General features: G+C 63.5%; 21 protein-coding genes and 1 riboswitch. Of the genes, 16 read left to right on the top strand and 5 right to left on the bottom strand.

Annotated elements, in window-relative coordinates; genetic code table 11:
• Positions 1-35: 35 nt before the first annotated feature.
• From QMY55_RS02870 to QMY55_RS02885, 4 genes are all read right to left on the bottom strand, one after another.
• Positions 36-551, bottom strand: coding sequence for a TRAP transporter small permease (locus QMY55_RS02870; RefSeq protein WP_283487200.1), 516 nt, complete (start codon positions 549-551; stop codon positions 36-38).
• Between the two features lie 185 nt (positions 552-736).
• A complete protein-coding gene (locus QMY55_RS02875) occupies positions 737-1,723 on the bottom strand; it encodes a TRAP transporter substrate-binding protein (protein WP_283487201.1) in 987 nt (328 codons plus the stop codon).
• A 249-nt stretch (positions 1,724-1,972) separates the two neighbouring features.
• Positions 1,973-2,773 carry an HAD-IIB family hydrolase gene (locus QMY55_RS02880; protein ID WP_283487202.1) on the bottom strand — a complete coding sequence of 267 codons (801 nt, stop codon included), beginning with the start codon at positions 2,771-2,773 and terminating at the stop codon, positions 1,973-1,975.
• A 153-nt stretch (positions 2,774-2,926) separates the two neighbouring features.
• On the bottom strand, positions 2,927-4,555 hold the full coding sequence (locus QMY55_RS02885; RefSeq protein ID WP_283487203.1) for a peptide chain release factor 3: 1,629 nt from the start codon (positions 4,553-4,555) through the stop codon (positions 2,927-2,929).
• 263 nt (positions 4,556-4,818) lie between these two features.
• On the opposite strand from QMY55_RS02885, the gene QMY55_RS02890 reads away from it, so the two are divergent.
• From QMY55_RS02890 to QMY55_RS02945, 12 genes are all read left to right on the top strand, one after another.
• Entirely contained in the window at positions 4,819-6,096 is a 1,278-nt protein-coding gene (locus tag QMY55_RS02890; RefSeq protein WP_283487204.1) for an MFS transporter, read from the top strand.
• Between the two features lie 120 nt (positions 6,097-6,216).
• Positions 6,217-6,312, top strand: a complete 96-nt coding sequence (kdpF, locus tag QMY55_RS02895; RefSeq protein WP_283487205.1) for a K(+)-transporting ATPase subunit F — start codon at positions 6,217-6,219, stop codon at positions 6,310-6,312.
• Between the two features lie 116 nt (positions 6,313-6,428).
• On the top strand, positions 6,429-8,135 hold the full coding sequence (kdpA, locus tag QMY55_RS02900) for a potassium-transporting ATPase subunit KdpA (RefSeq protein ID WP_283487206.1): 1,707 nt from the start codon (positions 6,429-6,431) through the stop codon (positions 8,133-8,135).
• Between the two features lie 63 nt (positions 8,136-8,198).
• Positions 8,199-8,900, top strand: a complete 702-nt coding sequence (gene kdpC / locus QMY55_RS02905; RefSeq protein ID WP_283487207.1) for a K(+)-transporting ATPase subunit C — start codon at positions 8,199-8,201, stop codon at positions 8,898-8,900.
• 3 nt (positions 8,901-8,903) lie between these two features.
• Positions 8,904-11,006 carry a potassium-transporting ATPase subunit KdpB gene (gene kdpB / locus QMY55_RS02910; protein ID WP_283487208.1) on the top strand — a complete coding sequence of 701 codons (2,103 nt, stop codon included), beginning with the start codon at positions 8,904-8,906 and terminating at the stop codon, positions 11,004-11,006.
• Positions 11,007-11,161: 155 nt separating this feature from the next.
• Entirely contained in the window at positions 11,162-12,031 is an 870-nt protein-coding gene (locus QMY55_RS02915; RefSeq protein ID WP_283487209.1) for a TorF family putative porin, read from the top strand.
• A gap of 51 nt (positions 12,032-12,082) precedes the next feature.
• Positions 12,083-14,782 (top strand): sensor histidine kinase, encoded by a 2,700-nt coding sequence (locus QMY55_RS02920; protein WP_283487210.1) that lies wholly within the window; start codon positions 12,083-12,085, stop codon positions 14,780-14,782.
• Between the two features lie 8 nt (positions 14,783-14,790).
• The gene (locus QMY55_RS02925) at positions 14,791-15,498 is read left to right on the top strand and encodes a response regulator (protein ID WP_283487211.1); all 708 of its coding nucleotides are present in this window, start codon (positions 14,791-14,793) and stop codon (positions 15,496-15,498) included.
• Positions 15,499-15,516: 18 nt separating this feature from the next.
• A riboswitch (S-adenosyl-L-homocysteine riboswitch) is annotated at positions 15,517-15,615 on the top strand.
• Between the two features lie 75 nt (positions 15,616-15,690).
• A complete protein-coding gene (ahcY, locus tag QMY55_RS02930) occupies positions 15,691-17,121 on the top strand; it encodes an adenosylhomocysteinase (RefSeq protein WP_283487212.1) in 1,431 nt (476 codons plus the stop codon).
• A 310-nt stretch (positions 17,122-17,431) separates the two neighbouring features.
• Positions 17,432-18,628 carry a TlyA family RNA methyltransferase gene (locus tag QMY55_RS02935; RefSeq protein WP_283487213.1) on the top strand — a complete coding sequence of 399 codons (1,197 nt, stop codon included), beginning with the start codon at positions 17,432-17,434 and terminating at the stop codon, positions 18,626-18,628.
• 49 nt (positions 18,629-18,677) lie between these two features.
• The gene (gene metF / locus QMY55_RS02940; RefSeq protein WP_283487214.1) at positions 18,678-19,505 is read left to right on the top strand and encodes a methylenetetrahydrofolate reductase [NAD(P)H]; all 828 of its coding nucleotides are present in this window, start codon (positions 18,678-18,680) and stop codon (positions 19,503-19,505) included.
• A gap of 83 nt (positions 19,506-19,588) precedes the next feature.
• Positions 19,589-20,389: a septal ring lytic transglycosylase RlpA family protein gene (locus QMY55_RS02945; protein WP_407650680.1), complete on the top strand. Its 801-nt coding sequence runs from the start codon at positions 19,589-19,591 to the stop codon at positions 20,387-20,389.
• A 142-nt stretch (positions 20,390-20,531) separates the two neighbouring features.
• Here the strand turns inward: QMY55_RS02945 and QMY55_RS02950 are convergent, their stop codons facing one another.
• Positions 20,532-21,401 (bottom strand): 23S rRNA (adenine(2030)-N(6))-methyltransferase RlmJ, encoded by an 870-nt coding sequence (locus QMY55_RS02950; RefSeq protein ID WP_283487215.1) that lies wholly within the window; start codon positions 21,399-21,401, stop codon positions 20,532-20,534.
• 321 nt (positions 21,402-21,722) lie between these two features.
• Between QMY55_RS02950 and rplM the strand changes: the two genes are divergently transcribed.
• From rplM to mdtD, 4 genes are all read left to right on the top strand, one after another.
• Positions 21,723-22,151: a 50S ribosomal protein L13 gene (gene rplM / locus QMY55_RS02955; protein WP_003059004.1), complete on the top strand. Its 429-nt coding sequence runs from the start codon at positions 21,723-21,725 to the stop codon at positions 22,149-22,151.
• A gap of 10 nt (positions 22,152-22,161) precedes the next feature.
• On the top strand, positions 22,162-22,554 hold the full coding sequence (gene rpsI / locus QMY55_RS02960; protein ID WP_283487216.1) for a 30S ribosomal protein S9: 393 nt from the start codon (positions 22,162-22,164) through the stop codon (positions 22,552-22,554).
• Between the two features lie 384 nt (positions 22,555-22,938).
• Complete coding sequence (erpA, locus tag QMY55_RS02965; RefSeq protein WP_158385348.1) at positions 22,939-23,304, top strand: iron-sulfur cluster insertion protein ErpA; 366 nt, start codon at positions 22,939-22,941, stop codon at positions 23,302-23,304.
• Between the two features lie 113 nt (positions 23,305-23,417).
• Entirely contained in the window at positions 23,418-24,842 is a 1,425-nt protein-coding gene (mdtD, locus tag QMY55_RS02970) for a multidrug transporter subunit MdtD (RefSeq protein ID WP_283487217.1), read from the top strand.
• The last annotated feature ends 151 nt before the right edge of the window (positions 24,843-24,993 follow it).

Here is a 24,993-nt window from a genome sequence, read left to right on the forward strand (position 1 = left end):
TCAGGGGGAAGGCGCGCAGCGACTCAGGGGGTGTTTCATATCGATGCGGCTGCATCGGCGTCCATTTCGTCGGACTCGGCGAAGCTGCCTGCGGCGATATAGCTGCGCGCAATGAACAGCAGGTGAATCAGCATCAGCACAAAGCCCACGGGCATGGCGCCGTAGATATAGGAGATTGGGATGTCCGTGGCGGCCGTGGTCTGAAAGCGCGTGGCATAGACATATTGCGACGAGGTCACGGTCATCACGACAAAGAACAGGGCCAGGCTGACCACGACGATGCCGCGAATGATCTGCGCGCTGCGTGTGCCGACGGCGCGGTGCAGATTGTCGATGGCCACATGGCCGCCAAAGCGCAGCACCAGGCCCGCGCCCAGGAAGGTGACCCAGATCATCATGTGGCGGGCCACTTCCTCGGCCCAGACGATGGAGTCGCCCGTGGTGTAGCGCAGCACCACATTGGCAAAGACGATGCAGGCCATGGCCAGCAGCAGCAAGATCAGCAGCCAGCGATTGCCGGCCACAAGAATGCGTTCGATACGATCAAGCATAGGAGTGGGGGTGAGCAGCCAAAGCAGCAAGGAAAGCCACCCGAGCCGGCTGCGTCACGAAGTTGAGGGCTGCTTCATCATCGGCAGGAATTGGCGCAAGTCCATTCGTGCTGACCGCAGCCGGGCAAAGGCAGGCCTTGCCCGATGAGATGGAAAACAGCAGACCCTATTGGCCTGCTGCGGGCTTACTTGACGGCAGTGATGGAGTCCAGGGTCTTCTGGCCGAACTTCTTGGCGTATTCCTTGTAGGCGGGCTCAAGCGCGGTGCGGAAAGCGGTCTGATCCACCTTCTCCACGACCTTCATGCCATTGGCCTTGGCTTCTTCCACGCCCTTTTTCTCCACGCTGTCCACAAAGGCGCGCGAAGCCAGGGCGCCCTTCTTGGCGGCTTCGGTGAAGGCCGTCTTCTGGGCGGCATTCAGCGAGCCCCAGAACGAGGGCGAGACGATCAAGGCCATGGGGGCGTAGACATGCGAAGTCAGCGTCAGATGCTTTTGCACTTGCCAGAGCTTGGCCGAGCTCAGCACGGAGATGGGGTTCTCCTGGCCGTCGATCGTGCCCTGCTGCAGCGCACCGATCACTTCGGGCCAGGACATGGGCGTGGGCGATGCGCCCAGCGTGCGGAAGGCCGTGATGTGCACGGGGTTCTCGGTCACACGGATCTTCAGGCCCTTGAGGTCGGCCACGCTGTTGACCGCATGCTTGTTGTTGCTCAGGTGGCGAAAGCCCTGCTCGCCCCAGGCCAGGGCCACGAGGCCGCGTTTCTGGAACTTGGCCAGCAGTTCCTGGCCGAAGGCGCCATCCATCACGGCGCGGGCGTGCTGGGTGTCACGGAACAGGAAGGGAATGTCCACCACGCCCACGTCGGGTACGAAGTTGCTCAAGGCGCCGGTGGAGACGATGGCCGCTTCCACGGTGCCCAGCTGCAGGCCTTCGATCAGCTCGCGCTCACCACCCAGTGCGGAGGCGGGGAACTGCTTGAACTTGTAGGCACCGTTGGTGCCTTTTTCCACGCCTTCGGCCCAGGCGTTGGCAGCCGCGCCATAGTGCGAGTTCACGGCCAGCGCATAGCCGATCTTGACTTCCTTGCCTTGGGCAAAAGCAGTGCCTGCGGTCAGCGTGGCAGTAGCGGCCACGGCAGTGGCGACAAAAGTGCGGCGAATCATGCGCATGGTGTTGGTCTCTCTGACATGTTTTGAAATGAATCAAAAATTGTAGTGAGTGCCAACCATGGGTTAACCACGAGACAGGGGTCGTCTTGTACGCGCAATCCCATCGTCGTTCACGATGGGTGGCGCAATAAAAAAGCCCGCAGCGCAAGAGCCTGCGGGCCTTGATTTTGAGAGCTGTCAGCGCTTGCTTTGACTAGGTTTCAGATCAATTGAATGCTGAAACCATTTGTCATAAAGCGCAGGATGCTCTTATTTTTGAGATGCCAGAATATGCTCGGCCAGCTGCACAAAGCCATCGCCGCGTTCGGCTTGCGTCACATAGCGGGGCAGGTGCTTGAGCTGTGGCACAAAGCGCTCGATATTGGCCACACCTACGGACAGGGGCATGTTCTGGAACATCAGCTGGTCATTGGTCGAGTCGCCGATATAGATCCACTGGTCCAGCGTGGCGTCCAGGGCTATGTCGAACAGCTCGCGCACAATCCAGCGCGCACCTTCTAGCTTGTTGTGCTCGCCGAACCAGCCGTTGATGTGGATGGAGCTGACGGTGGCGTTCATGCCCGCCGCCTTCATGATGGCCACGCATTCATCGATCCGTGCCTGGGGCAGGTTCGTGAACTCGCTGTGGTCCACGGCGATATCGCATTCGCGGCCAGCCGAGTCGGTGGCGCGATTGGCGCCGGGCACGCTGGCCTCGATCTGTTCCAGCACCTGCTGCATGCGGGCAAAGTTGCTGACGCGTTCAGCGTCGCCCTGCTGGTAGAGCTTGTCCAGAGTGCCTTGCGCATTGCGGCGCAGCGCCACGGCGCCGTTTTCGGCGACGATGGAATCCACGGGCCAGGCGGAGGCAAACGGCACGCTCCAGCCCACGGGACGACCGGTGATGGGCACGACCTTGAGGCCGGCATTCTTCAGGCGCGCGATGGCGGCCACCACATGCTCGGGCACCACGCCCTCGGTGGTCAGCGTGTCGTCGATATCGGTCAGCACGCCCAGCAGATTCCGGGGAACCGGCAGTTCAGACAAAGGGCGCAGAAATTCTTGGCTCACAACAAACTCTCAATGCATTGCAAAAGACGTCCGAACCTGGCGCGGCCCATCGGCGGGACGCCGAGCAAGGGCCGCCCCGCAGCGAGGGCGTCGTCCCCCTCCGGCGAAGCCAGAGAGGGGGAAGGCGCGAAGCGCCTCAGGGGGTGATCGCGCTCAGTTCGCTGAGCCCAGGCTCAGCCCCGCATGCTCGCGCAGCGGGTGGAAGTGGATCTTGGGGAAGCGCTCCTGCGCCAGACGCACGTCATAGGGGCTGGTGCACAGATAGGCCAGGGTGTCGGCCGCATCATGCGCCAGACGCATGGGGTAGGCGTTCTCGAACTCGCGCAGCTCGGCCGGGGTATCAGCCGTGATCCAGCGCGCGCCCGTGTACTGGCAGCCTTCCAGGCGCACGTCGCAGTCGTACTCGGTCTTGAGGCGGTGCTGCACCACTTCGAACTGCAACTGACCCACGGCGCCCAGCAGCATGTTGCCGCCGACATCGGGCTTGAAGACCTGGATCGCGCCTTCCTCGCCCAGCTGCATCAGGCCTTGCTGCAGTTGCTTGGTGCGCAGCGGGTTCTTGAGCACCACGGTCATGAACATCTCGGGCGCGAAGAAGGGCAGGCCGGTGAACTGCAGGCTGGGGCCGTCTGTGATGGAGTCGCCCAGCTGCACGCCGCCGTGAATCGTGAAGCCGATGATGTCGCCCGCATAGGCCTCATCCACCGCTTCGCGGCGCTGGCTCATGAAGGTCACCACGGAAGTGGGGCGCAGCTCCTTGCCGGTGCGCTGCACCTTCATCTTCATTCCCGGCGTGTACTTGCCGCTGGCCACGCGCACAAAGGCGATGCGGTCGCGGTGGTTGGCGTCCATATTGGCCTGCACCTTGAACACCACGCCGGCAAAGGTCTTGTCTTCGGGCTTGATGGTGACTTCTTCGCGCTGGCGGTTCACTTCGGTGAAGGCGACGCGCGGGCCGGGCGGGGGCGACATATCGACCACGGCGTTCAGCACTTCCATCACACCGAAATTGTTCACACCGGAGCCGAAGAACACGGGGGTCAGCTTGCCCTCCAGAAACGCCTGGTGGTCCCATTCGGCCGATGCGCCCTGGGCCAGTTCCATGCTCTCGATGGCATCGTCGTAGGCCTTGCCGAAGCGCGCGCGCAGCCGGTCGACTTCCGTCAGCGGGATGACTTCGAAGTCTTCGGGGCGCTTCTCGCTGCCGGCAGCAAACACCGTCATGCTCTGTGTCTGCAGATTGATGATGCCGCCGAAGCTCTTGCCCTGGCCCACGGGCCAGGTGATGGGGCAGCAGGGCATGCCCAGCTCGCGCTCGACTTCGTCCATGATGTCCAGCGGGTCGCGCACTTCACGGTCGAACTTGTTGACGAAGGAGATGATGGGCGTGTTGCGCTGGCGGCAGACCTCGATCAGGCGACGGGTCTGGGATTCCACACCGTTGGCCGCGTCGATCACCATCAGCGCCGAGTCCACGGCTGTCAGCACGCGGTAGGTGTCTTCCGAGAAGTCCTTGTGGCCGGGGGTGTCGAGCAGGTTGATCACATGGTCGCGGTAGCTCATCTGCATCACCGAGGACGCCACCGAGATGCCGCGCTGCTTCTCGATTTCCATCCAGTCGGAGGTGGCGTGGCGCGAGGCCTTGCGGCCCTTGACGGCGCCGGCGATCTGGATCGCGCCCGAGAACAGCAGCAGCTTTTCGGTCAGCGTGGTCTTACCCGCGTCCGGGTGGGAGATGATGGCGAACGTACGACGGCGCCGGGTTTCTGGGGCGTATGACACAGTATTGAGAGCTGTAAATACAGCCGGAGAACGCCGGCTGTGACAACAAAAAGTGCAGCGGTCCGTTTGCTGCACCAGGGCTGCGCTCCTGCGGAGCAGCCCTGTGAGTAAGGCTTGAGGGCGCTTATTTTAGCGGCAGGGCCAATTCATGGAGAAGGCGCGGAATTGAGAACCTGTGACCCGCATTGCCTGCCGCAGGTGACAGATGCGGCTGTTGACGGGGCGCACAATAGCCGCATTGCTCCAGGTTTTCGTTTTCCGCCATGAACAGCGCTCCACGCGATGTGAACACATCCTCACCCACTTGCCCGCAAGATCCTGCCGCACCCGTATGGATCAAGCGTGGCACGGCGCAGTACTGGCGGGTCAGCATGGCCCTGTTTCTGGCGGGTTTTGCGACTTTTTCCCTGCTGTACTGCGTACAGCCCCTGCTGCCCGAGCTGGCTCAGACCTTTGCCGTGAGCCCGGCGCAAAGCGCGCTGGCGCTGTCGGTTTCCACGGCCTGCCTGGCTGCGTCCATCGTGCTGGCGGGGGCGCTGTCCGAAGGGCTGGGGCGGCGCAAGCTGATGTTCATCTCCATGGCGCTGGCGGCGCTGTGCAATCTGGTGGCCTCGTTCCTGCCGCAGTGGCATGCATTGCTGGCAGCGCGTGCGCTGGAGGGAATCCTGCTCGGCGGCGTGCCGGCCGTGGCCATGGCCTATCTGTCCGAGGAGATTGATCCCAAGGGTCTGGGCTTTGCCATGGGCCTGTATGTGGGGGGCACAGCTCTGGGTGGCATGCTGGGCCGTATAGGCATGAGCGCCATGACCGAGTTCTGGGGCTGGCGCCATGCCATGGCCGCGTTGTCGGTGCTGGATCTGCTGGCCGCAGTGGGCTTTGTCTGGCTGCTGCCCAACTCGCGCAACTTCATCAGGAAAAGCGGGCTGGGCGCCCGCTACCACCTGCAGGCATGGGGCCGGCATCTGCGTCACAAGGGCTTGCCGCTGCTGTTTCTGATTGCCTTTGGCCTTATGGGCGTATTTGTCAGCATCTACAACTACGCAGGCTTTTTGCTGAGCGCAGAGCCCTACAACATGAGCCAGCTGCAGATCAGCCATATCTTCTACGCCTATCTGTTCGGCATGGTGGCTTCGCCCGTGGCCGGCGGCCTCGCGGACCGTCTGGGTCGTGGTCCGGTGCTGGTTGCGGGGGCCTTGTTGATGGCTGCGGGTGTGGTGCTGACCCTGTTTCAGCCTCTGGCCGTCATCGTGGTCGGCATTGTGCTGCTGACAGCCGGTTTTTTCGTGGCGCACTCTGTGGCCAGCGGCTGGGTAGGGCGGCTGGCCACGCAGACCAAGGGCCATGCCTCATCGCTTTACCTCTGGGGCTATTACATGGGCTCCAGCGTGCTGGGGGCGGGCGCAGGCTGGTTCTGGTCGCGCTGGGGCTGGAATGGTGTGGGCTCCGTCTCCCTGCTGGTGCTGGCGCTGGTGATTGCGCTGGCCTTGCGCGTGCAGTGGCTGGCTCAGCAGGCGGCCGGTGCGCAGACGAGCCGCGTGTAAACAGCATCTTGATGCCGTCTTGATATCTCCGGCGTCAATCTCTACCCGCTCTTGACGGGTGGATTTCTACAGTTCCTCCATCGCAATCAAGCCGCGTGAACGGCTTGCGGGAGGAATGAAATGACCATCACCTGGATCGAAGCCCTGGCCGCCTTGACGGCGCTGGGGCTGTTTGCCTATTTGGGCTATGCGCTGCTGCGCCCCGAAAATTTCTGAGGGGGCTGCCATGCAAGTGCTGCAAGACCTTGTTTTCGTGAGCCTGACGGTCGCCTGCTTTGTCGGCCTGCTGGGCTTTGTGCGCGCGCTGACGCGCATCTGAAAGGGAGCACATCATGTGGTTACCCTGGATGGAATTTGCCGCAGTGCTCGCGGTTCTGACGCTGTTGGCCATTCCCATGGGCCAGTGGCTGGCGCGCTGCTTCACCAGCGACCATCACACCTGGCTGGAGCGGCTCAGCTATCGCGCCTTGGGCGTGAACCCTGGCGAGCACATGGGCTGGCAGCGCTACGGCGCGGCCCTGCTGCTGTCCAACGCGGCCATGATGCTGCTGGGCTATCTGATCCTGCGGCTGCAGGGCTGGCTGCCGCTGAATCCGCTGCAGATCGCAGCCCAGGCGCCCGATCTGGCCTTCAATACCGCAGCCTCGTTTATCAGCAATACCAACTGGCAGGCCTATGCGGGCGAGAGCAGTCTCACCAATGCCACGCAGATGGCGGTCATCACCTTTCTGATGTTTGCCGGTGCCACCACGGGCGTGGCGGCCGGCGCAGGCTTTGTGCGGGGCCTGGCACGCTCCAGCAGCAAGGACATCGGCAACTACTGGGTGGACTATGTGCGCGTTTTCTGGCGCGTGCTGCTGCCGCTGTCGTTTGTGCTGGCTCTGGTCTATGTCTGGCAAGGCATTCCGCAGACGCTACACACCGAGACCTTGGACACCACGCTGGAAGGCGCGCGCCAGCAGCTGTTGACAGGGCCCGTGGCCAGCCTGGAAAGCATCAAGCACCTGGGCACCAATGGCGGCGGCTTCTTCAATGCGAATGCCGCCCACCCGTTCGAGAACCCCACGCCGCTGACCAATGTGCTGCACATCCTGGGCATGATGCTGATTCCGGCCAGCATGACCTATGCGTTCGGCTCCATGCTGCTGCGCCGCCGCCAGGGTTGGGTGCTGTATGGCGCCTGCATGGTGATGTTCATCGGCTTTCTGAGCCTGGTGTTCGTGGCCGAGCAAAACGGCAGCCAGCTGCTGGCGCGCGCCGGAGCCGATCAGCAGTACAGCCTGACCCAGAGCGGCGGCAATATGGAAGGCAAGGAGCTGCGCTTCGGCATTGTCGACACCTCCCTGTTCGTGACGGCCACCACGGCGGCCACCACGGGTTCGGTCGATGCCATGCATGATTCGCTCACGCCGCTGGGCGGCATCACGCCGCTGGCGCTGATGATGCTCAACTGCGTGTTCGGCGGCGACGGCGTGGGCCTGATCAACCTGATCCAGTACGCCATCCTCACGGTGTTTCTGGCCGGCATGATGATAGGCCGCACGCCCGAGTTCCTGGGCAAGAAGATCGAGGTGCGCGAGATCAAGCTGGTCATGCTCTCGGTGCTGGCGCAGCCGGCCAGCATCCTGGGCTTCACGGCGCTGGCCTTGCTGTGGCCAGACGCCTCCGCCAGCCTCAACAACCACGGCCCCCACGGCTTCTCCGAGATTCTCTATGCCTATGCCTCGGCCACGGCCAACAACGGCTCGGCCTTCGCGGGGCTGAACGCCAACACGCCGTTTTTCAACGTCACGCTGGGCCTGGCCATGATCGTGGGGCGCTTTCTCACGCTGTTGCCCATGCTGGCCGTGGCCGGCAGCATGGCGGCCAAGACCACGGTGCCTGCGGGCCCCGGCACCTTCCCCACGGCCTCGCCGCTGTTCATGGGTCTGCTGGTGTTCGTGGTGCTGGTGGTGGGCGGGCTGACCTTCCTGCCGGCGCTGGCATTGGGGCCTGTTGTGGAGCATCTGCAAATGCTGGTGGGCCAGCTCTATTCCTGATGTATTGAATTCCTGCGGATGGCTCCCGGTGCTGCAGTGCGCCGGGAGCCTGGGAGCAAAACCATGAAATCCTCTTCTCTTTCCCTCTGCGCACCGGTGGCTTCGGTGGCGGATGTTGAATCGTCTCCGGCCTCCTGGGGCCGCCTGGTGGCCAGCAGCGTGCGCGCGGCCGTGGCCGTGATGCTGGTGGCCGGCATTGCCTATCCGCTGGCGACCACCGGCGTGGCCCAGGCCCTGTTGCCGCATGCGGCCAACGGCAGCCTGATAGAGCGCAACGGCCAGGTCGTGGGCTCGGCCCTGATCGGCCAACAGTTCGCGGGTGCCACTTACTTCCACGGCCGGCCCAGCGCAACGACGGCGCCTGACCCCGAGAAGGAAGGCGCCAGCGTGGCTGCCCCCTATAACGCCGGCCAGTCCGGCGGCAGCAACCAGGGCGCCACGCACAAGGATCTGGCCGAGACGGTAGCCGCCCGCGTGGCGCAGTACCGCGAAGGCAACGGCCTGGCCGCCGATGCCCCCGTGCCCGTGGACGCGGTGACGGCGTCGGCCTCGGGGCTGGACCCGCATATCTCGGTGGCGAACGCCATGCTACAGCTACCACGCGTGGCCCAGGCGCGCCAACTGCCCCAGGAACAACTGCGGCAACTGGTGACGCAGGCCACACAGGGGCGCACCCTGGGTCTGCTGGGCGAGCCCCGCGTGAATGTGCTGCGGCTCAATCTGGCGCTGGATGCGCTGAACCCATCCGCTGCGACCAAGGAGTAAGCCATGAACAGCCATAAAGTAAAGGCAGGCGCTAGCCTGTTCGAACCGCGCCTGGTGCGCGAGGCCCTGTTCGACGCGGTGCGCAAGCTTTCGCCGCGCACGCAGTGGGCCAATCCCGTGATGTTCGTGGTCTATCTGGGCGCCATCCTGACCACGCTGCTGTGGGTGCAGGACCTGCGTGAGCCTGCGTCTGCCGCAGACAACGAGGGCGCAGGCTTTGCGCTGGCCATTGCGCTGTGGCTGTGGTTCACGGTGCTGTTTGCCAACTTCGCCGAAGCCCTGGCAGAGGGGCGCAGCCGTGCCCAGGCGGCCAGCCTGCGCAGCATGAAGCGCGATACCGTGGCCAAGGTGCTGCAGCAGCCACGCTTCGGCAGCTCCTGGATTCCGCTGCGGGCCAGCGAGCTGCGCAAGGGCGTGGTCATCTTCGTGGAGGCCGGCGACACGATTGCGCTGGACGGCACGGTGATCGAGGGCGTGGCCTCGGTGGACGAAAGCGCCATCACCGGCGAATCGGCCCCCGTGATCCGCGAGGCGGGCGGCGACTTCTCCTCGGTCACGGGCGGCACGCGCGTGCTGTCGGACTGGCTGGTGGTGGAAGTCACGGTGAACCCTGGCGAGTCCTTCCTGGACCGCATGATCTCCATGGTCGAATCGGCCAAGCGCCAGAAGACGCCCAACGAGCTGGCGTTGACCATTCTGCTTGTGGGCCTGACGCTGGTCTTTCTGATGGTCATCGTGACCCTGTGGCCGTTCTCGGCCTTTGCCGTGGGGCAGGCGGGCGCGGGTTCCGTGGTCGGTATTGCCGTGCTGGTGGCGCTGCTGGTGTGCCTGATTCCCACGACCATCGGCGGTCTGCTGTCGGCCATCGGCGTGGCCGGCATGAGCCGCATGATGCAGGCCAATGTGATTGCCACTTCGGGCCGTGCCGTGGAGGCTGCGGGCGACGTGGACGTGCTGCTGCTGGACAAGACCGGAACCATCACGCTGGGCAACCGCCAGGCCAGCGACTTTGTGCCGGCGCCCGGGGTGTCGGTGCAGCAGCTGGCCGAGGCTGCGCAACTGGCCTCGATTGCCGACGAAACGCCCGAGGGCCGCAGCGTGGTAGCCCTGGCCAGGGAGCGCCACGGTCTGGCCGAGCGTAGCGCCACCGAGCTGCAGGCCGAGTTCGTGCCCTTTACCGCACAGACGCGCATGAGCGGCGTGGACCTGTCCACCTCCCAGGGGCCGCGCCATTTGCGCAAGGGTGCAGCCGATGCGGTGCGGCGCCATGTCGAGGCCTTGGGCGGGCAGTTCCCCGCCGCCGTATCGCAGGCGGTGGACAATGTCTCGCGCAAGGGCAGCACACCGCTGGTGGTGGCTGACGGAGCCCGCGTGCTGGGAACGATCGAGCTCAAGGACGTCGTCAAGCCCGGCATGCGCGAGCGCTTTGCCGAGCTGCGCCGCATGGGTATCAAGACCGTGATGATTACCGGCGACAACCCCTTGACGGCGGCGGCCATCGCCGCCGAGGCCGGTGTGGACGACTACCTGGCCGAGGCCACGCCCGAGGACAAGCTGCGCCTGATCCGCAGCCACCAGGCCGCGGGCCGCCTGGTGGCCATGACCGGCGACGGTACCAACGATGCCCCGGCCCTGGCCCAGGCCGACGTGGCCGTGGCCATGAACAGCGGCACCCAGGCGGCCAAGGAGGCCGGCAACATGGTGGACCTGGACAGCAACCCGACCAAGCTCATCGAGGTGGTGGAAACCGGCAAGCAGATGCTGATGACGCGCGGTGCGCTGACCACCTTCAGCATCGCCAACGACGTGGCCAAGTATTTCGCCATCATTCCTGCCGCCTTCGTGGGCACCTATCCGCAACTGGCCTCGCTCAACGTGATGCAGCTGCACAGCGCCGACTCGGCCATCCTGAGCGCCGTGATCTTCAACGCACTGATCATCATCGCCCTGGTGCCCCTGGCCCTGCGCGGCGTGCGCTACCGCGCCGTAGGTGCCGCCGCGCTGCTGCGCCAGAACATGCTGATCTACGGTCTGGGCGGTCTCATCGTTCCATTCGTGGGCATCAAGCTCATCGACATGTTCCTCACGGTTCTGGGTCTGGTTTGAGCGCTGCCGCTACAGCCCCGCTGGCAGGGGCTGTAGCGGGTGCGGGCCCTTTCTCCTCATGGTTCTTCGGGCTCCCCCTGCAGGGAAGGGGGAGTCCTGGCTCTCGTTTTCCCATCATGTGCAAATCTTTCCAAGCATCTTTCGTGGCTTCACGTGTGACTTCGCATGTATCTTCCCGCGTCCTGGCAGTGGCGGCGTTGCTGGCCGTTTCTGGATTTCTGTTGCTGCACATCGCTGCAGCTCAGGAAAAACCGGATCCGGCCGCCATGCCTGAAGCAGTGCAGGACAAGGCGCAGGCCGGTCTGCCCATCACCGGCAGCCTGAGCCTGCTGTCCGACTACCGCTTTCGCGGCATCTCGCAAACCTGGGGCGCCGCCGCCGTGCAGGGCGGGGTGGAGCTGACGCTGCCGCGGGGCTTTTATCTGGGCACCTCGTTGACCAACGTGTCCACCCACAGCTATGGCCGCGGCGAAGGGCTGGAGAACGATATCTATGGCGGCTGGCGCGGCGATGTGGCGCCCGGCTGGCAGCTGGATGCCGGCCTGCTGCACTACCGCTACCCGGGCGCAAGGCTGGCAACGCCGGACGGCGGCAGCAAGCGCTTTGACACCACGGAAGCCTATCTGGGCGCCACGCATGGTGGCCTCAATGTCAAATGGTCGCTGGCGCTGACGCCGTATTTCGGCCTGCGCGAGAGCACGGCCGGCTCGGCCTTTGCCACGGCGCTCGCACCGGCGGGCAGCAGCCGGGGCAGCCAGTACCTGGACCTGAACTACCAGCATCCGCTGGGCGACTGGGCCACGCTGGGCGTGCATGGCGGCTATACCCTGGTGCGCAACTACGGCGAAGTTTCCTACGCCGACTGGCGTGTGTCCCTGGCCAAGACCTGGGGGGCGTGGACGGCGTCGGCAGCCTGGGTGGGGACATCGGCCGATGCCCGCTATTACAGCGCAGCCAACAGCGAGGGGCGCCTGCGCAGCCTGGGGCGCAGCGGCCTGGTGCTTGGCCTGAGCGCGGGCTTCTGAGCCGTGCATCCGTCTTGTTTCTCTGCAAGCGAGTGATACGCTGATAGCCCGATGCCCATAAGCCATTCCCCACCCCTTGCCCCGCGCCCCGATCCCGACGCGCTGGTCGCCCAGCTGCAGGCCGAGCAGCATCTTGCCACGCGCGGCAAGCTGCGCATTTACTTCGGCTCCAACGCTGGCGTGGGCAAGACCTACGCCATGCTGGCGGCTGCGCAGCGCGAACGTCAGGCAGGGCATGAAGTGCTGGTGGGGCTGGTGGAAACGCATGGCCGGGCCGAGACCGAGCAGCAACTGCATGGCCTGGAACAGTTGCCGCGCCAGCATCTGCCCTACCAGGGGCGGCAACTGTCCGAGTTCGATCTCGATGCCGCGCTGCAGCGCCATCCCGAGATATTGCTGCTGGACGAGCTGGCGCACAGCAATGTGCCGGGTGCGCGCCATCCCAAGCGTTGCCAGGATGCGGAGGAGCTGCTGGCTGCCGGCATCAATGTCTGGACCACGCTCAACGTGCAGCACCTTGAAAGCCTCAACGATGTGGTGGGTGGCATCGTGGGCATCAAGGTGCATGAGACCGTGCCCGACCAGGTTTTCGACAACGCAGACGAAGTCATCGTCGTCGACATCCCGCCGGAGGAGCTGCTCAAGCGCCTCAAGGCGGGCAAGGTCTATCCGCTGGAGCAGGCCGAGCGCGCCTCGCACAATTTCTTTCGCCTGGGCAATCTGCTGGCGCTGCGCGAGCTGGCGCTGCGGCGCACGGCCGACCGTGTCGACGAGGACATGCGCGACTACCGGCGCGAGCGCTCCATCGGCGATGTCTGGCCGGCACGCGAACGGCTGCTGGTGGGTGTGGGAGGCCATGCCGGCGACGATGCGCTGGTGCGCCAGGTGGCGCGCCTGGCGCGGCGGCTGGAAGCCGACTGGATGGTGGTCTATGTGGATGCGCCCGAGCGCCAGCACCGGCCACGCCGGGCGCAGGAGGGCGTGCTCAAGACCCTGGCTCTGGCTGCGCGCCTGGGCGCCGACACGGCCACGATTCCCGGCGCCAACGTGGCGCAGGCCCTGGTGGCGTTTGCGCGTGAGCGCAATGCCAGCCATCTGGTGCTGGCGCGCATGCAGCGCCGCGTATCGCGCTGGCTGCCCTGGGCGGCGGCCAGCCTGCCTGAGCAGATTGCGCGGCTGGACCCGGGGCTGGACGTGCTGGTGCTATCTCCGCCATTGCCCAAGAATGAGAGCGCCGCGCGCAAGCCCGGTATCGATCGCAAGCCGATTGCATGGGTGGGCTACGTGGGTGCGACCCTGGCCTGTTTTGCCGCTACGGCGGTGGCCGAACTGCTGCTGCAGGTGTTCGAGCCGGCCAACGTCGTCATGCTGTTCCTGCTGGTGGTCGTGCTCTCCGCCTTGCGCTGGGGGCGCGGTCCGGGTGCCTGGGCCGCCTTGCTGGCCGTGCTGTGCTTTGACTATTACTTCGTCCCGCCGCGAGATTCGTTCTCGGTCAACGACACGCAATACCTGTTCACCTTCAGCCTGATGCTGGGTGTGGCCCTGGTCTGCGGCCAGCTCATGGCGCGGCTGCGCCACGAGGCGCGCGTGGCGGCCGAGCGCGAGCGCCGGGCCGGGGCGTTGGCGCGGCTGGCGCGCGATTTGTCGGGTGCGCTTACCCAGGAGCAGGTGGCGCAGATTGCACTGTCCACGGTTTCTGGCGTATTCGATGCGCAGACCGGGCTGCAACTGCCCGATGCCCAGGAGAGCCTGCACGCGGTGGCCGGCAGCGAGGGGAGCATGGACACCAGCATTGCACGCTGGAGCATGGAGCACGGCCAGCCGGCCGGACAGGGCACGGACACGCTGGCCGCATCTCCGGCCCTGTATGTGCCGCTGATGGCGCCGGTACGCGTGCGCGGCGTGCTGGTCCTGCATCTGCGCAAGCCGCAACAGCTGGATGTGCCCGAGGAGCGGCGCCTGCTGGACGCCTGTGCCAGCCAGATCGCGCTGGCGCTGGAGCGCGTGCACTTTGTCGAGGTGGCGCAGCAGACCCAGGTGGCCATGGAGGGCGAGCGGCTGCGCAATACCTTGCTGTCGGCCGTGTCGCACGATTTGCGCACGCCGCTGACCAGCATTCTGGGGGCGGCGCAGACGGCTCTGCCCCATGCGGGCCAGGGTGTGGCGCACGAGATGCTGGAGCAGATCCACAACCAGGCCCAGGCCTTGCAGCAACTGGTGGACAATCTGCTGGCCATGGCGCGCCTGCAGCAGGGAGGCGTGCACCTCAAGCGCGAATGGCTGCCCGTGGCAGAGCTGGTGGGCAGTGCCCTGCAGCAGTTGCGCGGCCGGCTGCAGGGGCATCTGGTGCAGACCCGGCTTGGCGTCGATCTGCCGCTGCTGCAGGTCGATCCCGTGTTGATGGAGCGTGTGCTGGTCAATCTGCTGGACAATGCCGCCAAGTACACGCCCGCAGGCACGACCATCACCATCAGCGCCCAGGTCGAAGGTACGGACTGTCTGCTGGTGCTGCAGGACAACGGGCCGGGCCTGCCCGGGCACCTGGCGGCCGAACAGTTGTTCGAGCCGTTCATGCGCGGGGTGACGGAATCTGCGGTCTCGGGCATGGGTCTGGGGCTGACGCTGGCCCAGCGCATTGTCGAGGCCCATGGCGGCAGCCTGCAGGCTGAGTCCTCCGCCGCAGGCACGGTGTTCAGCATTCGTTTGCCCGTGCCGAAGCAGCCACAACTCGATGACGATCTCGGTGAATAATTTCCTCCATGCCCGCTACCAGCCCCCGCATTCTGTTGATTGAAGACGACCCCAGCATTCGCCGCTTTGTGCGCCTGGCGCTGGAGGACGAGGGCTGGCAGGTGTCCGAGTCCGAAACCGCCAGGCGCGGCCTGATCGATGCGGCCAGCCGCCAGCCCGATGCCGTGGTGCTGGATCTGGGCCTGCCCGATGCCGATGGCAAAACCGTGATTGCCGAGCTGCGTAGCTGGAGCCAAATGCCCATCCTGGTACTGTCGGCGCGCGAGCGTGAGGAGGAAAAAGTCGCCGCACTCGACGCCGGGGCCGACGACTACCTGACCAAGCCTTTTGGCGTGCCCGAGCTGCTGGCGCGTTTGCGCGTCATGCTGCGCCGCCGGCGGCAGGCGACCGCTGCCGACAAACCCTGTACCCAGGCACATTTTGGCGAGGTGGTGGTGGATCTGGCCACGCACGAGGTCACACGCGCCGGCCAGGCCGTGCACCTGACGCCTATCGAGTTCCGTCTGCTGGCCGCACTGATTGCTGGACAGGGCCGGGTGCTCACGCACCGCCAGCTGCTGCTGCAGGTCTGGGGTCCCGAATATCTGGACCGCCCCCACTATCTGCGCGTGCACATGGCCAATCTGCGCCAGAAGATCGAGGTCGATGCCGCCCAGCCCCTGCATCTGATGACCGAGCTGCAAGTCGGTTATCGACTGGCGGGGCTGGAAGCCTGATTCCCTTATAATTGCCGACCATCCGAGGAGCGTTGCAGCGTTCCCCAGTCCCGATCACCACGGGGCGGCAGCGGGGCGTGAGGCTCGGATTTCATCCCGCAACGACGCTCACCCACGCTTTCTGTGCGGTGAGATGGCATTTCCTCCTTCTGCCGCAGAACGTGGTTTTTCATTCAATTTTTGGAGAAAACCATGAACGCTGCTGTGCGCTTCAACCCCGCTGACTCGGCCATCGCCGATATTTCCCTGGCCGCCTGGGGCCGCAAGGAAATCAAGATTGCCGAAACCGAGATGCCCGGCCTGATGGCCGTGCGCGAAGAATTCGCTGCGAAGCAGCCCCTGAAGGGCGCGCGCATCACCGGCTCGCTGCACATGACCATCCAGACGGCCGTGCTGATCGAGACGCTGACGGCTCTGGGTGCCGACGTGCGCTGGGCTTCGTGCAATATCTTCTCGACCCAGGACCATGCCGCTGCCGCCATCGCCGAAACCGGCGTGCCGGTCTACGCCATCAAGGGCGAGTCGCTGGAAGACTACTGGAACTACACGCACAACATCTTCGAATTCGGCGCCAAGGGTACCGAGAACGAAGGCCCCAACATGATCCTGGATGACGGCGGCGACGCCACCATGCTCATGCACCTGGGCAAGCGCGCCGAGCAGGATCTGTCCGTGCTGGCCAACCCCACTTCGGAAGAAGAGCGCATCGTCTTTGCCGCCATCAAGGCCAAGCTGGCCGTGGACCCCACCTGGTACAGCCGCAAGTCGGCCCAGATCATGGGCGTGACCGAAGAGACTACGACCGGCGTGCACCGCCTGAACGAAATGTCGGCCAAGGGCACACTGCTGTTCCGCGCCATCAACGTGAACGACTCGGTGACCAAGTCCAAGTTCGACAACCTCTACGGCTGCCGCGAATCGCTGGTGGACGGCATCAAGCGCGCCACCGACGTGATGATCGCCGGCAAGGTGGCCTGCGTGGCCGGCTACGGCGACGTGGGCAAGGGCTCCGCCCAGGCTCTGCGCGCGCTGTCGGCCCAGGTCTGGGTGACCGAGATCGACCCCATCAACGCCCTGCAGGCCGCCATGGAAGGCTACAAGGTCGTGACCATGGAATACGCTGCCGACAAGGCCGACATCTTCGTGACCACCACCGGCAACAAGGACATCATCCGCCACGAGCACATGGTGGCCATGAAGGATCAGGCCATCGTCTGCAACATCGGTCACTTCGACAACGAAATCGATGTGGCTTCGATCGAGAAGTACAAGTGGGAAGAAGTGAAGCCCCAGGTGGACCAGATCGAGTTCCCCGACGGCAAGAAGATCACACTGCTGGCCAAGGGCCGTCTGGTGAACCTGGGCTGCGCCACCGGCCACCCCAGCTTTGTGATGTCCAACTCCTTTGCCAACCAGACCCTGGCGCAGATCGAGCTGTTCACCCGCCCCGACGCCTACGAAGTGGGCAAGGTCTATGTGCTGCCCAAGATCCTCGACGAAAAGGTCGCCCGCCTGCATCTGAAGAAGGTCGGCGCCATGCTGACCGAGCTGACCGATACACAGGCCGCCTACATCGGCGTGAAGAAGGAAGGCCCTTACAAGCCGGAGACATACCGCTACTGATCGTAGCGGTCACCCCCTGAGGCGCTTTGCGCCTTCGCCCCTCTCTCTACGCGCTTCGCGCTAGGGGAGGGGGACGACAGCTTCGCCGCGAGGCGGCTCTTGCTCGCTGTCCTGAGCTTGGAGCGCGCCTGTATCGAAGCTGTGTTGATTTATTTGATAGCTTCTTGCGCTTGTCAGTCATTGATTTCAGATGGATATCTATCTGAATGGCAAGCAAGGCAATCGCAAGCAGCTATCTAAAAAGATTTCTTTTGCCCGCTGCACTTGGGTGCAGTGCCTGGCGCCGGTTTATTTCAAAGGAAGCGACGCTATGCGCGCAGATGTTTTTTTGGTGGAAGCAGGCCATGCTTCGACACGCTCGCAGGCCCAGCGCCTGATTGCCTCAGGCGTGGAATGGCGCCTGACGCCTCTGGCTCCCTGGAAGAAGGTCGCCAAGAACGGCGACGATATTCCTGCCGGTGCCGAGCTGCAGCTGCTGGACGCTGCAGAGGCCAAATACATCTCGCGCGGCGGCCTCAAGCTTGAAGGGGCGCTGGCCGCCACGGGTATTGCCGTCAAGGGGCTGCGCTGCCTGGATGTGGGTCAGAGCACCGGCGGTTTCACCGACTGCCTGCTGCAGGCCGGTGCGGCCCAGGTCATCGGCATCGACGTGGGCCATGCTCAGTTGCACGAGCGCCTGAAGAATGACGAGCGCGTGGTCTGCGTCGAAGGCTTCAATGCCCGTGCGCTGACGCCCGAGCTGCTGGAGAAAGCCTGCGACGAGGCACTCAGCGAAGTCATCGAGGAAGAAGAGGACAACGACACCCAGCCCGTCGCCCCCTATGCCTGGATGCGCAATGGCGGTCAGGTCGATGAAGACTATGACGACAGCGACGATGCCAAGGAGCAAGACGTCGAGAACTTCAAGGCTGAGCGCGCCGCCAAGGCCAAAGCCAAGGCCGAAGGCTCTGTTCCCGTGGAGCTGCGCCGCCGGGCAGGCACCGAAAACATCGACATCACACCGGCTTTCGATGTGGTGACCGGCGACCTGTCCTTTATCTCGCTGACGCTGGTGCTGCCTGCCGTGGTGCAGACTCTCAAGCCCCATGGTCAGCTGCTGATGCTGGTCAAGCCCCAGTTCGAGCTGCAACCCGGCCAGATCGGCAAGGGCGGCATCGTGCGCGACAAGGCCTTGTATGCCGAAGTGGAGCAGCGCATTCGCGGCTGCCTTGAAGACCTGGGCCTGACGGTCAAGCAGTGGCTGGATTCGCCCATTGAGGGCGGCGACGGCAATCACGAATTCTTTGTCTGGGCTCAGCAGGGCGCAGAAGTCAAAGCCGCGGCGCCTGTGGATGCGGCAGATGCCGCGCCTGCCAAGCCCGCCGGCAAGACTGCGCCCAAACGCCCATCGCGTGCCGATATCAAGGCTCAACGCGCCAAGCAGGAGCTGTACGAAGACCCCGAGGTCGCCAGCTTCGGTCAGCCCGGACCTGCCCGGGCCAAGCAAAAAAAGCGCAACGAGCGCTGAGGCCTGCAAGCCTTAGCCAGATCTACAGAATCCAGAGACAAGAGCAGCCATGAGTTTTCCCATCAGCTTTGAGTTTTTCCCCACCAAGACGCCCGAAGGCGCTGCCAAGCATGTGGCTACGCGTCAGGCCCTGTATGCGCGCAAGCCTCAGTTCTGCTCCGTGACCTACGGTGCAGGCGGCTCCACGCAGTCCGGCACTTTTGCCATGGTGCGCGACATTCAGAACGAGGGTGTGGCTGCGGCTTCCCACTTCTCCTGCATCGGTGCAACCCACGAAAAAGTGCGAGCCGAACTCAGCGAGCTCAAGGCCATGGGCGTCAAGCGCATCGTGGCCCTGCGCGGTGATTTGCCCAGCGGTTATGGCCTGGGTGGCGAGTTCCATTACGCCAGCGATCTGGTGGCATTCGTGCGACAGGAGTTTGGCGACTGGTTCCATATCGAAGTGGCGGCTTACCCGGAAACCCACCCCCAGGCAAAATCCCCACGCAGCGATCTTGAAGCATTTGTTGCTAAAGTGCGCGCTGGTGCAGATTCCGCCATCACGCAATACTTCTACAATGCCGACGCATACATGCGCTTTGTGGATGAGGTGAAGGCCCTGGGGATTGAGACTCCCGTCGTTCCCGGAATCATGCCTATCACCAGTTCCACACAGCTGATGCGTTTCTCGGATGCCTGCGGTGCCGAGATCCCGCGCTGGATTCGTCTGCGTCTGCAGGCGTTCGGAGATGACACAGCATCCATTCGTGCGTTCGGTCTGGATGTCGTGACCCATCTATGTGATCAGTTGCGCAGCCAGGGGGCTCCAGGGCTGCACTTCTATACGATGAACCAGAGCGTCGCCACTCTGGAGATCTGCGACCGACTCGGGCTTTGAGCATCTGCGTGCTGGCCCCTGTGGGCCAGTCTTGGGCGGCACTCACTTGACGAGATCAAGGAGGCTATCCGCCCATGTTTCGCATGAACCGCTGCTGGCGCCTGTGCCAATGGCTGGCCCTCGGCGCTTTTACCGTCGCAATGGCTGGCTGTGCACCCACGACTGAACGGGAGGGGGCCGACCCCGCACCGCTGAGCTCCGCCGCCAAGACTTCCGGCAGCCCTGCCAAATCTGCAAAACGCGTGGCCACGACCGAGTTGGGGGTGGATGGCTATGACCTGTCCTCGCGCCTGATGGGGCCCCCTGATCTGATGGAGCTCGGGGCCATGCCGCCTCAGGTCGACAACTACATCAACAGCCGCTACAAGGACAGAGGTCTGGGTGTGAGGGCGACGCGCCCGCCCGTGGAGGCGAGTGTCGACGCGGACGATCCCGACAAATACGAACTCAAGGCCCCGGCGCGCGACAGTGATCAGCAGGGCCAGGCATCCTGGTATGGTGAGCAGTTCCATGGGCGGCGTACGGCCAGCGGAGAGCGCTTTGACCTGAATGAAATGACGGCGGCCCACCGCAGTCTGCCGTTCGGCACCAGGGTCTGTGTGCGCAGTGCGGTCACCGGCAAGTCGGTGGTAGTGCGCATCAATGACCGCGGGCCATTTGCGCCAGGACGCGTCATCGATCTCAGCAAGGCGGCTGCAAAAGAGCTGGGCATGATGGGCCTGGGCATCAAGCCCGTGGAGATCTGGCGTCTGAACAAGAACGAGGACAGCTGCCCCGACGTGCTGGTGACCGAAGCCCGCCAGGGCAAGAGGGTGTCTCGCACCAAGATCGAGAAGGTCGAGAAGCGCAAGGTCAGCACCAAGGTGCACCCTAAGCGTCGTTGATGCTCGAAATGAAAAATGGCTCCCTACGCTCTCCACTGCGTGTGATTCGCTGCCCCTCCAAGAGGGGCGTTTTTGATCTTGGGGCGGCCCGGCAATGAAAAAAGGCGCTTGCAGCGCCTTTTTTATTGATGTTTGCGGATGTTTATTTGCCGCCCGACTCCAGAGTGAAGGAGGCATTCTCATCCTGGCCCAGCAGCTTGACGAGCTGCGGCATGGCGGGCTTGAGCTGATCCTTGAGATTGAACGGCGGGTTGATCAGGAACATGCCGCTGGCGGGCAGGCCGCCGCGCTCGGAAGTCTTGTTGCTCTTGACCGTCAAGGTGGCATGCAGCCAGCTCTTGCCGGCCTTGTTGGCCATGGTCTTGAGACGCTTGGGCAGGTCATGGGCTTCGGGGCGGGGAATGATGGGGTACCAGATGGCATAGGTGCCGGTGGGAAAGCGCTTGAGGCTGTCCGTCATCATGTCCAGCACGCGGCCGTAGTCGCTCTTGAGTTCATAGCTGGGATCGCAGAGCAGCAGGGCACGACGCGAAGGCGGGGGCAGGAATTTCTTGACGCCCTCGAAGCCGTCTTCGAGCAGCACGGCCACCTGGCGTGGCACTTCCAGCTGGGCCATGTTGCCGGTCAGCGAGCGCATGTCCGTGGGGTGCAGCTCGAAGGCCTTGAGGCGATCATGACCGCGCAGCAGCGCCTGGGTGATGAAGGGCGAGCCAGGGTAGTTGCGCACGGCATTGCCCTGGTTGAAGTGGCGCACCATCTGCATGTATTGCTGCAGCACCGGTGCCAGCTCGGCTTCCTTGGCTTCGGCCAGGCGCAGCACGCCGTCTGCCGCTTCGCCGCTCTTGCTGGCGTAGTCGCCGTCGAGGCGGTACAGGCCCGCACCGCCGTGGGTGTCGAGCACCGTCAGTGCCGCCTCTTTCTGGATGAGGTATTGCACGGTGGCAATCAGCACGGTGTGCTTGAGCACGTCGGCATGATTGCCTGCATGGAAGGCGTGGCGGTAACTGAACATAGAGACGGATGGTAACCAGCAGGGCAAGAGGGGAACAGCACTTTTTACCCTGTGGTCTTTAAAGGCTGTTGGCGCCTGTGTGCAGAGTGGAGAACGGCCCTGACGGGCTGATTCACAACAGGCTGCTGAACAAAAACGCGCAGATTCCGGCGTTTTCGTATAATGGCGGGCTTCGCAGCGATTTTATGGTTCCCGCGGCGAAGGCTTGGACTTCGGTTTGAGTAACCCCGCCTAAGAGGCTTCCTTTAAAGATCCGTCTTTTCAAGAAGAAGCACCGACCGCGGAAAAGGGACCGCCAAACCTTCTTGAAAGAGAAAACTCATGTCTACATTCAGCGCAAAGCCCGCTGAGGTGCAACACGAGTGGTTTGTGATTGACGCCACCGATAAGGTGCTCGGACGTGTCGCCAGCGAAGTGGCACTCCGTCTGCGCGGCAAGCACAAGGCCATTTACACACCTCACGTTGACACCGGTGACTACATCGTCATCATCAACGCCTCCAAGCTCAAGGTCACTGGTACCAAGAACCTGGACAAGGTGTACTACCGTCACTCCGGTTTCCCCGGTGGCATCACTGCTACCAACTTCCGCGACCTGCAGGCTAAGTTCCCTGGCCGCGCTCTGGAAAAGGCCGTCAAGGGCATGCTGCCCAAGGGTCCCCTGGGCTACGCCATGATCAAGAAGCTGAAGGTGTACGGCGGTGCCGAGCACCCCCATACCGCACAGCAGCCTAAGGCTCTGGAAATTTAAGGAGACCTAGATGATTGGTGATTGGAATAACGGCACCGGCCGTCGCAAGTCCAGCGTCGCTCGTGTGTTCCTGAAGAAGGGCTCCGGCAAGATCACTGTGAATGGCAAGGACATTCAGCAGTATTTCGGCCGCGAAACCTCCATCATGATCGCGAAGCAACCTCTGGTGCTGACCAACAACGTGGAAACATTCGACGTGCAAGTGAACGTGCACGGCGGCGGCGAATCCGGCCAAGCCGGTGCAGTTCGTCACGGTGTGACCCGTGCCCTGATCGACTATGACGCAGCGCTGAAGCCCGTCCTGAGCCAAGCCGGCTTCGTGACTCGCGACGCCCGTGAAGTCGAGCGTAAGAAGGTTGGTCTGCGTGGTGCCCGTCGCGCCAAGCAGTTCTCGAAGCGTTAATTCGTTTCCCAGCCCGAAAGACTCTTCGGAGTCTTTGCGCGAAAACCGCCCCGAACGCAAGTTCCGGGCGGTTTTTTCATGGCCGGGCCGCCCGAAGATGAAAACTCCGGGGCAGCGGCTCACACGCGGTGAGCAAGCGTGGGGTGCCTTTTTTCATCGCCGGGCCGCCCCAAGATGAAAAATACCCCTCTTGGAGGGGCAGCGGCTACACGCAGTGAGCAAGCGTAGGGTGCCTTGTTCATGCCCGCTGCTTTCGCGGCATGCACCTGTATTGCCGGCCTTGGGCAATGCCCCCACTTGCTCTGGCGACAAAGAAATATGGTCTGAATTCCCGAGCCCCTTGCTGTACCATTTCGGGCAATCAAGAACCTACGGAGTACTGCCATGAGCGCCGTTGCTGAAACCACGACCACTGAAATGCCTTCCCCCATCGTCTTCACCGACAGCGCTGCTGCCAAGGTGGCCGACCTGATTGCCGAAGAGGGCAATCCTGATCTGAAGCTGCGCGTGTTCGTGCAAGGTGGTGGCTGTTCGGGTTTCCAGTACGGTTTCACCTTCGATGAGATCACCAACGACGACGACACCACCATGACCAAGAACGGTGTCTCGCTGCTGATCGACTCCATGAGCTATCAGTATCTGGTTGGCGCGGAGATTGACTACAAGGAAGACCTGCAAGGCGCGCAATTCGTGATCAAGAACCCCAACGCCACAACCACCTGCGGCTGCGGCTCCAGCTTCTCGGTCTGAACCCCATGCCTGCTTGCACGCCAGCCGCCAAGGTCTGGTGTGTGCACTCCATTTAAGCCGCTGCCTGCCAGCGGCTTTTTTGTTTTTACGGCTGGACCTTCTTGGAGTTGCCCATGGGTGAAATACCCGTCATGCACGGCAGTGCACCCCATAAAGAGAGATTGTTGTGGCTGGTGGCCATCGGTTTTTTCATGCAGTCGCTGGACGCGACCATTCTCAACACGGCCTTGCCCGCCATGGCGCGGGAACTGGGCGAGAGCCCGATGAAGATGCAGTCCGTCATCGTGGCCTATGCGCTGACCACCGCCATGCTGATTCCTGCCACGGGCTGGGTGGCCGACCGTTTCGGCACGCGGCGTGTCTATGGCTGGGCGATCGGCCTGTTTGTGCTGGGCTCGGTGCTGTGTGCGCTCTCGCCCAGCCTGCCGTTTCTGATCGCGGCCCGCGTGGTCCAGGGTGTGGGCGGAGCCATGATGCTGCCCGTGGGGCGGCTGGCCGTGCTGCGCACCTATCCACGCGGCGAGTTCATACGTGCCATGAGCTTTATTGCCATTCCGGGGCAGGTGGGGCCGCTGCTGGGCCCAACCTTGGGCGGCTGGATGGTGGAGTATGCGAGCTGGCACTGGATCTTCTGGATCAACGTGCCTGTGGGGCTGATCGGCCTGTGGGCCACCTGGCGCTGGTTTCCGCGCAATGCACCGATAGTGGTGCGCAGCTTTGACGGCGCGGGCTATGCCATGCTGGCGTTTGGCATGGTGGCCATCTCGGTGGCGCTCGATGGCCTCTCGGGCATGGGGCTGGGCATGGCCTTGGTGGTGGTGCTCATGGTGTTTGGCCTGGCCAGTCTGGCCAGCTACTGGATGCATGCGCTGAGGGTGGATGAGCCGCTGTTTGCGCCGGAGCTGTTCAAGGTGCGCTCGCTGCGCGTGGGGCTGCTGGGCAATCTGTTTGCCCGTTTCGGCAGCGGCGCGGCGCCGTTTCTGATTCCGCTGCTGCTGCAGATAGGGCTGCAGATGTCGCCCATGAATGCGGGCATGATGATGCTGGCCACCGTCACCGGCAGCATGCTGGTCAAACGCATCGCGGTGCGCACCGTACAGCGCTTTGGCTACAAGCGGGTGCTGCAGGTCAACTCGGTGATGTTGGCGCTGATGCTGGCTTCCTTCGGTCTGGTGACGCCGGGCATGCCGATCTGGCTGCTGCTGGTGCAGATGTTCGTCTTTGGTGGCTTCAACTCCATGCAGTTCTCGGCCATGAACTCGGTCACGCTCAAGGACATGGAGGGCGAATTTGCCAGCAGCGGCAACAGCCTGCTGTCCATGGTGCAGATGCTGGCCATGAGCATGGGCGTGGCGTTGGCGGGTGCCTTGCTCACGGGCTTCAGCGAGATGTGGCCAGGCCAGGCCGATGAGCGCATGCTGGCCATTCGCGCGACCTTTGTGACCGTGGCCCTGATGACGCTGGCGGCGACCCTGGTGTTCAGTCAGCTCGACAGCGACGAACCCGTGCGTCCGGCCCCCGATGGTGGTGACAATTGAATTTGATAGCTGCAAGCGCTTAATTCATAGGGATTTCAGAGAAAATACACGCGCAAATGCACTAATGAATGGCGTGAGCAGCTATCAATATTGAGAATCAACCTTTTGCCGGAAGCGAAACGTTGATTCGGTATTTACCCGGGGTGTGGGG

The organism is Comamonas resistens (assembly GCF_030064165.1).
GTDB classification, from domain to species: Bacteria; Pseudomonadota; Gammaproteobacteria; order Burkholderiales; family Burkholderiaceae_C; genus Comamonas; species Comamonas resistens.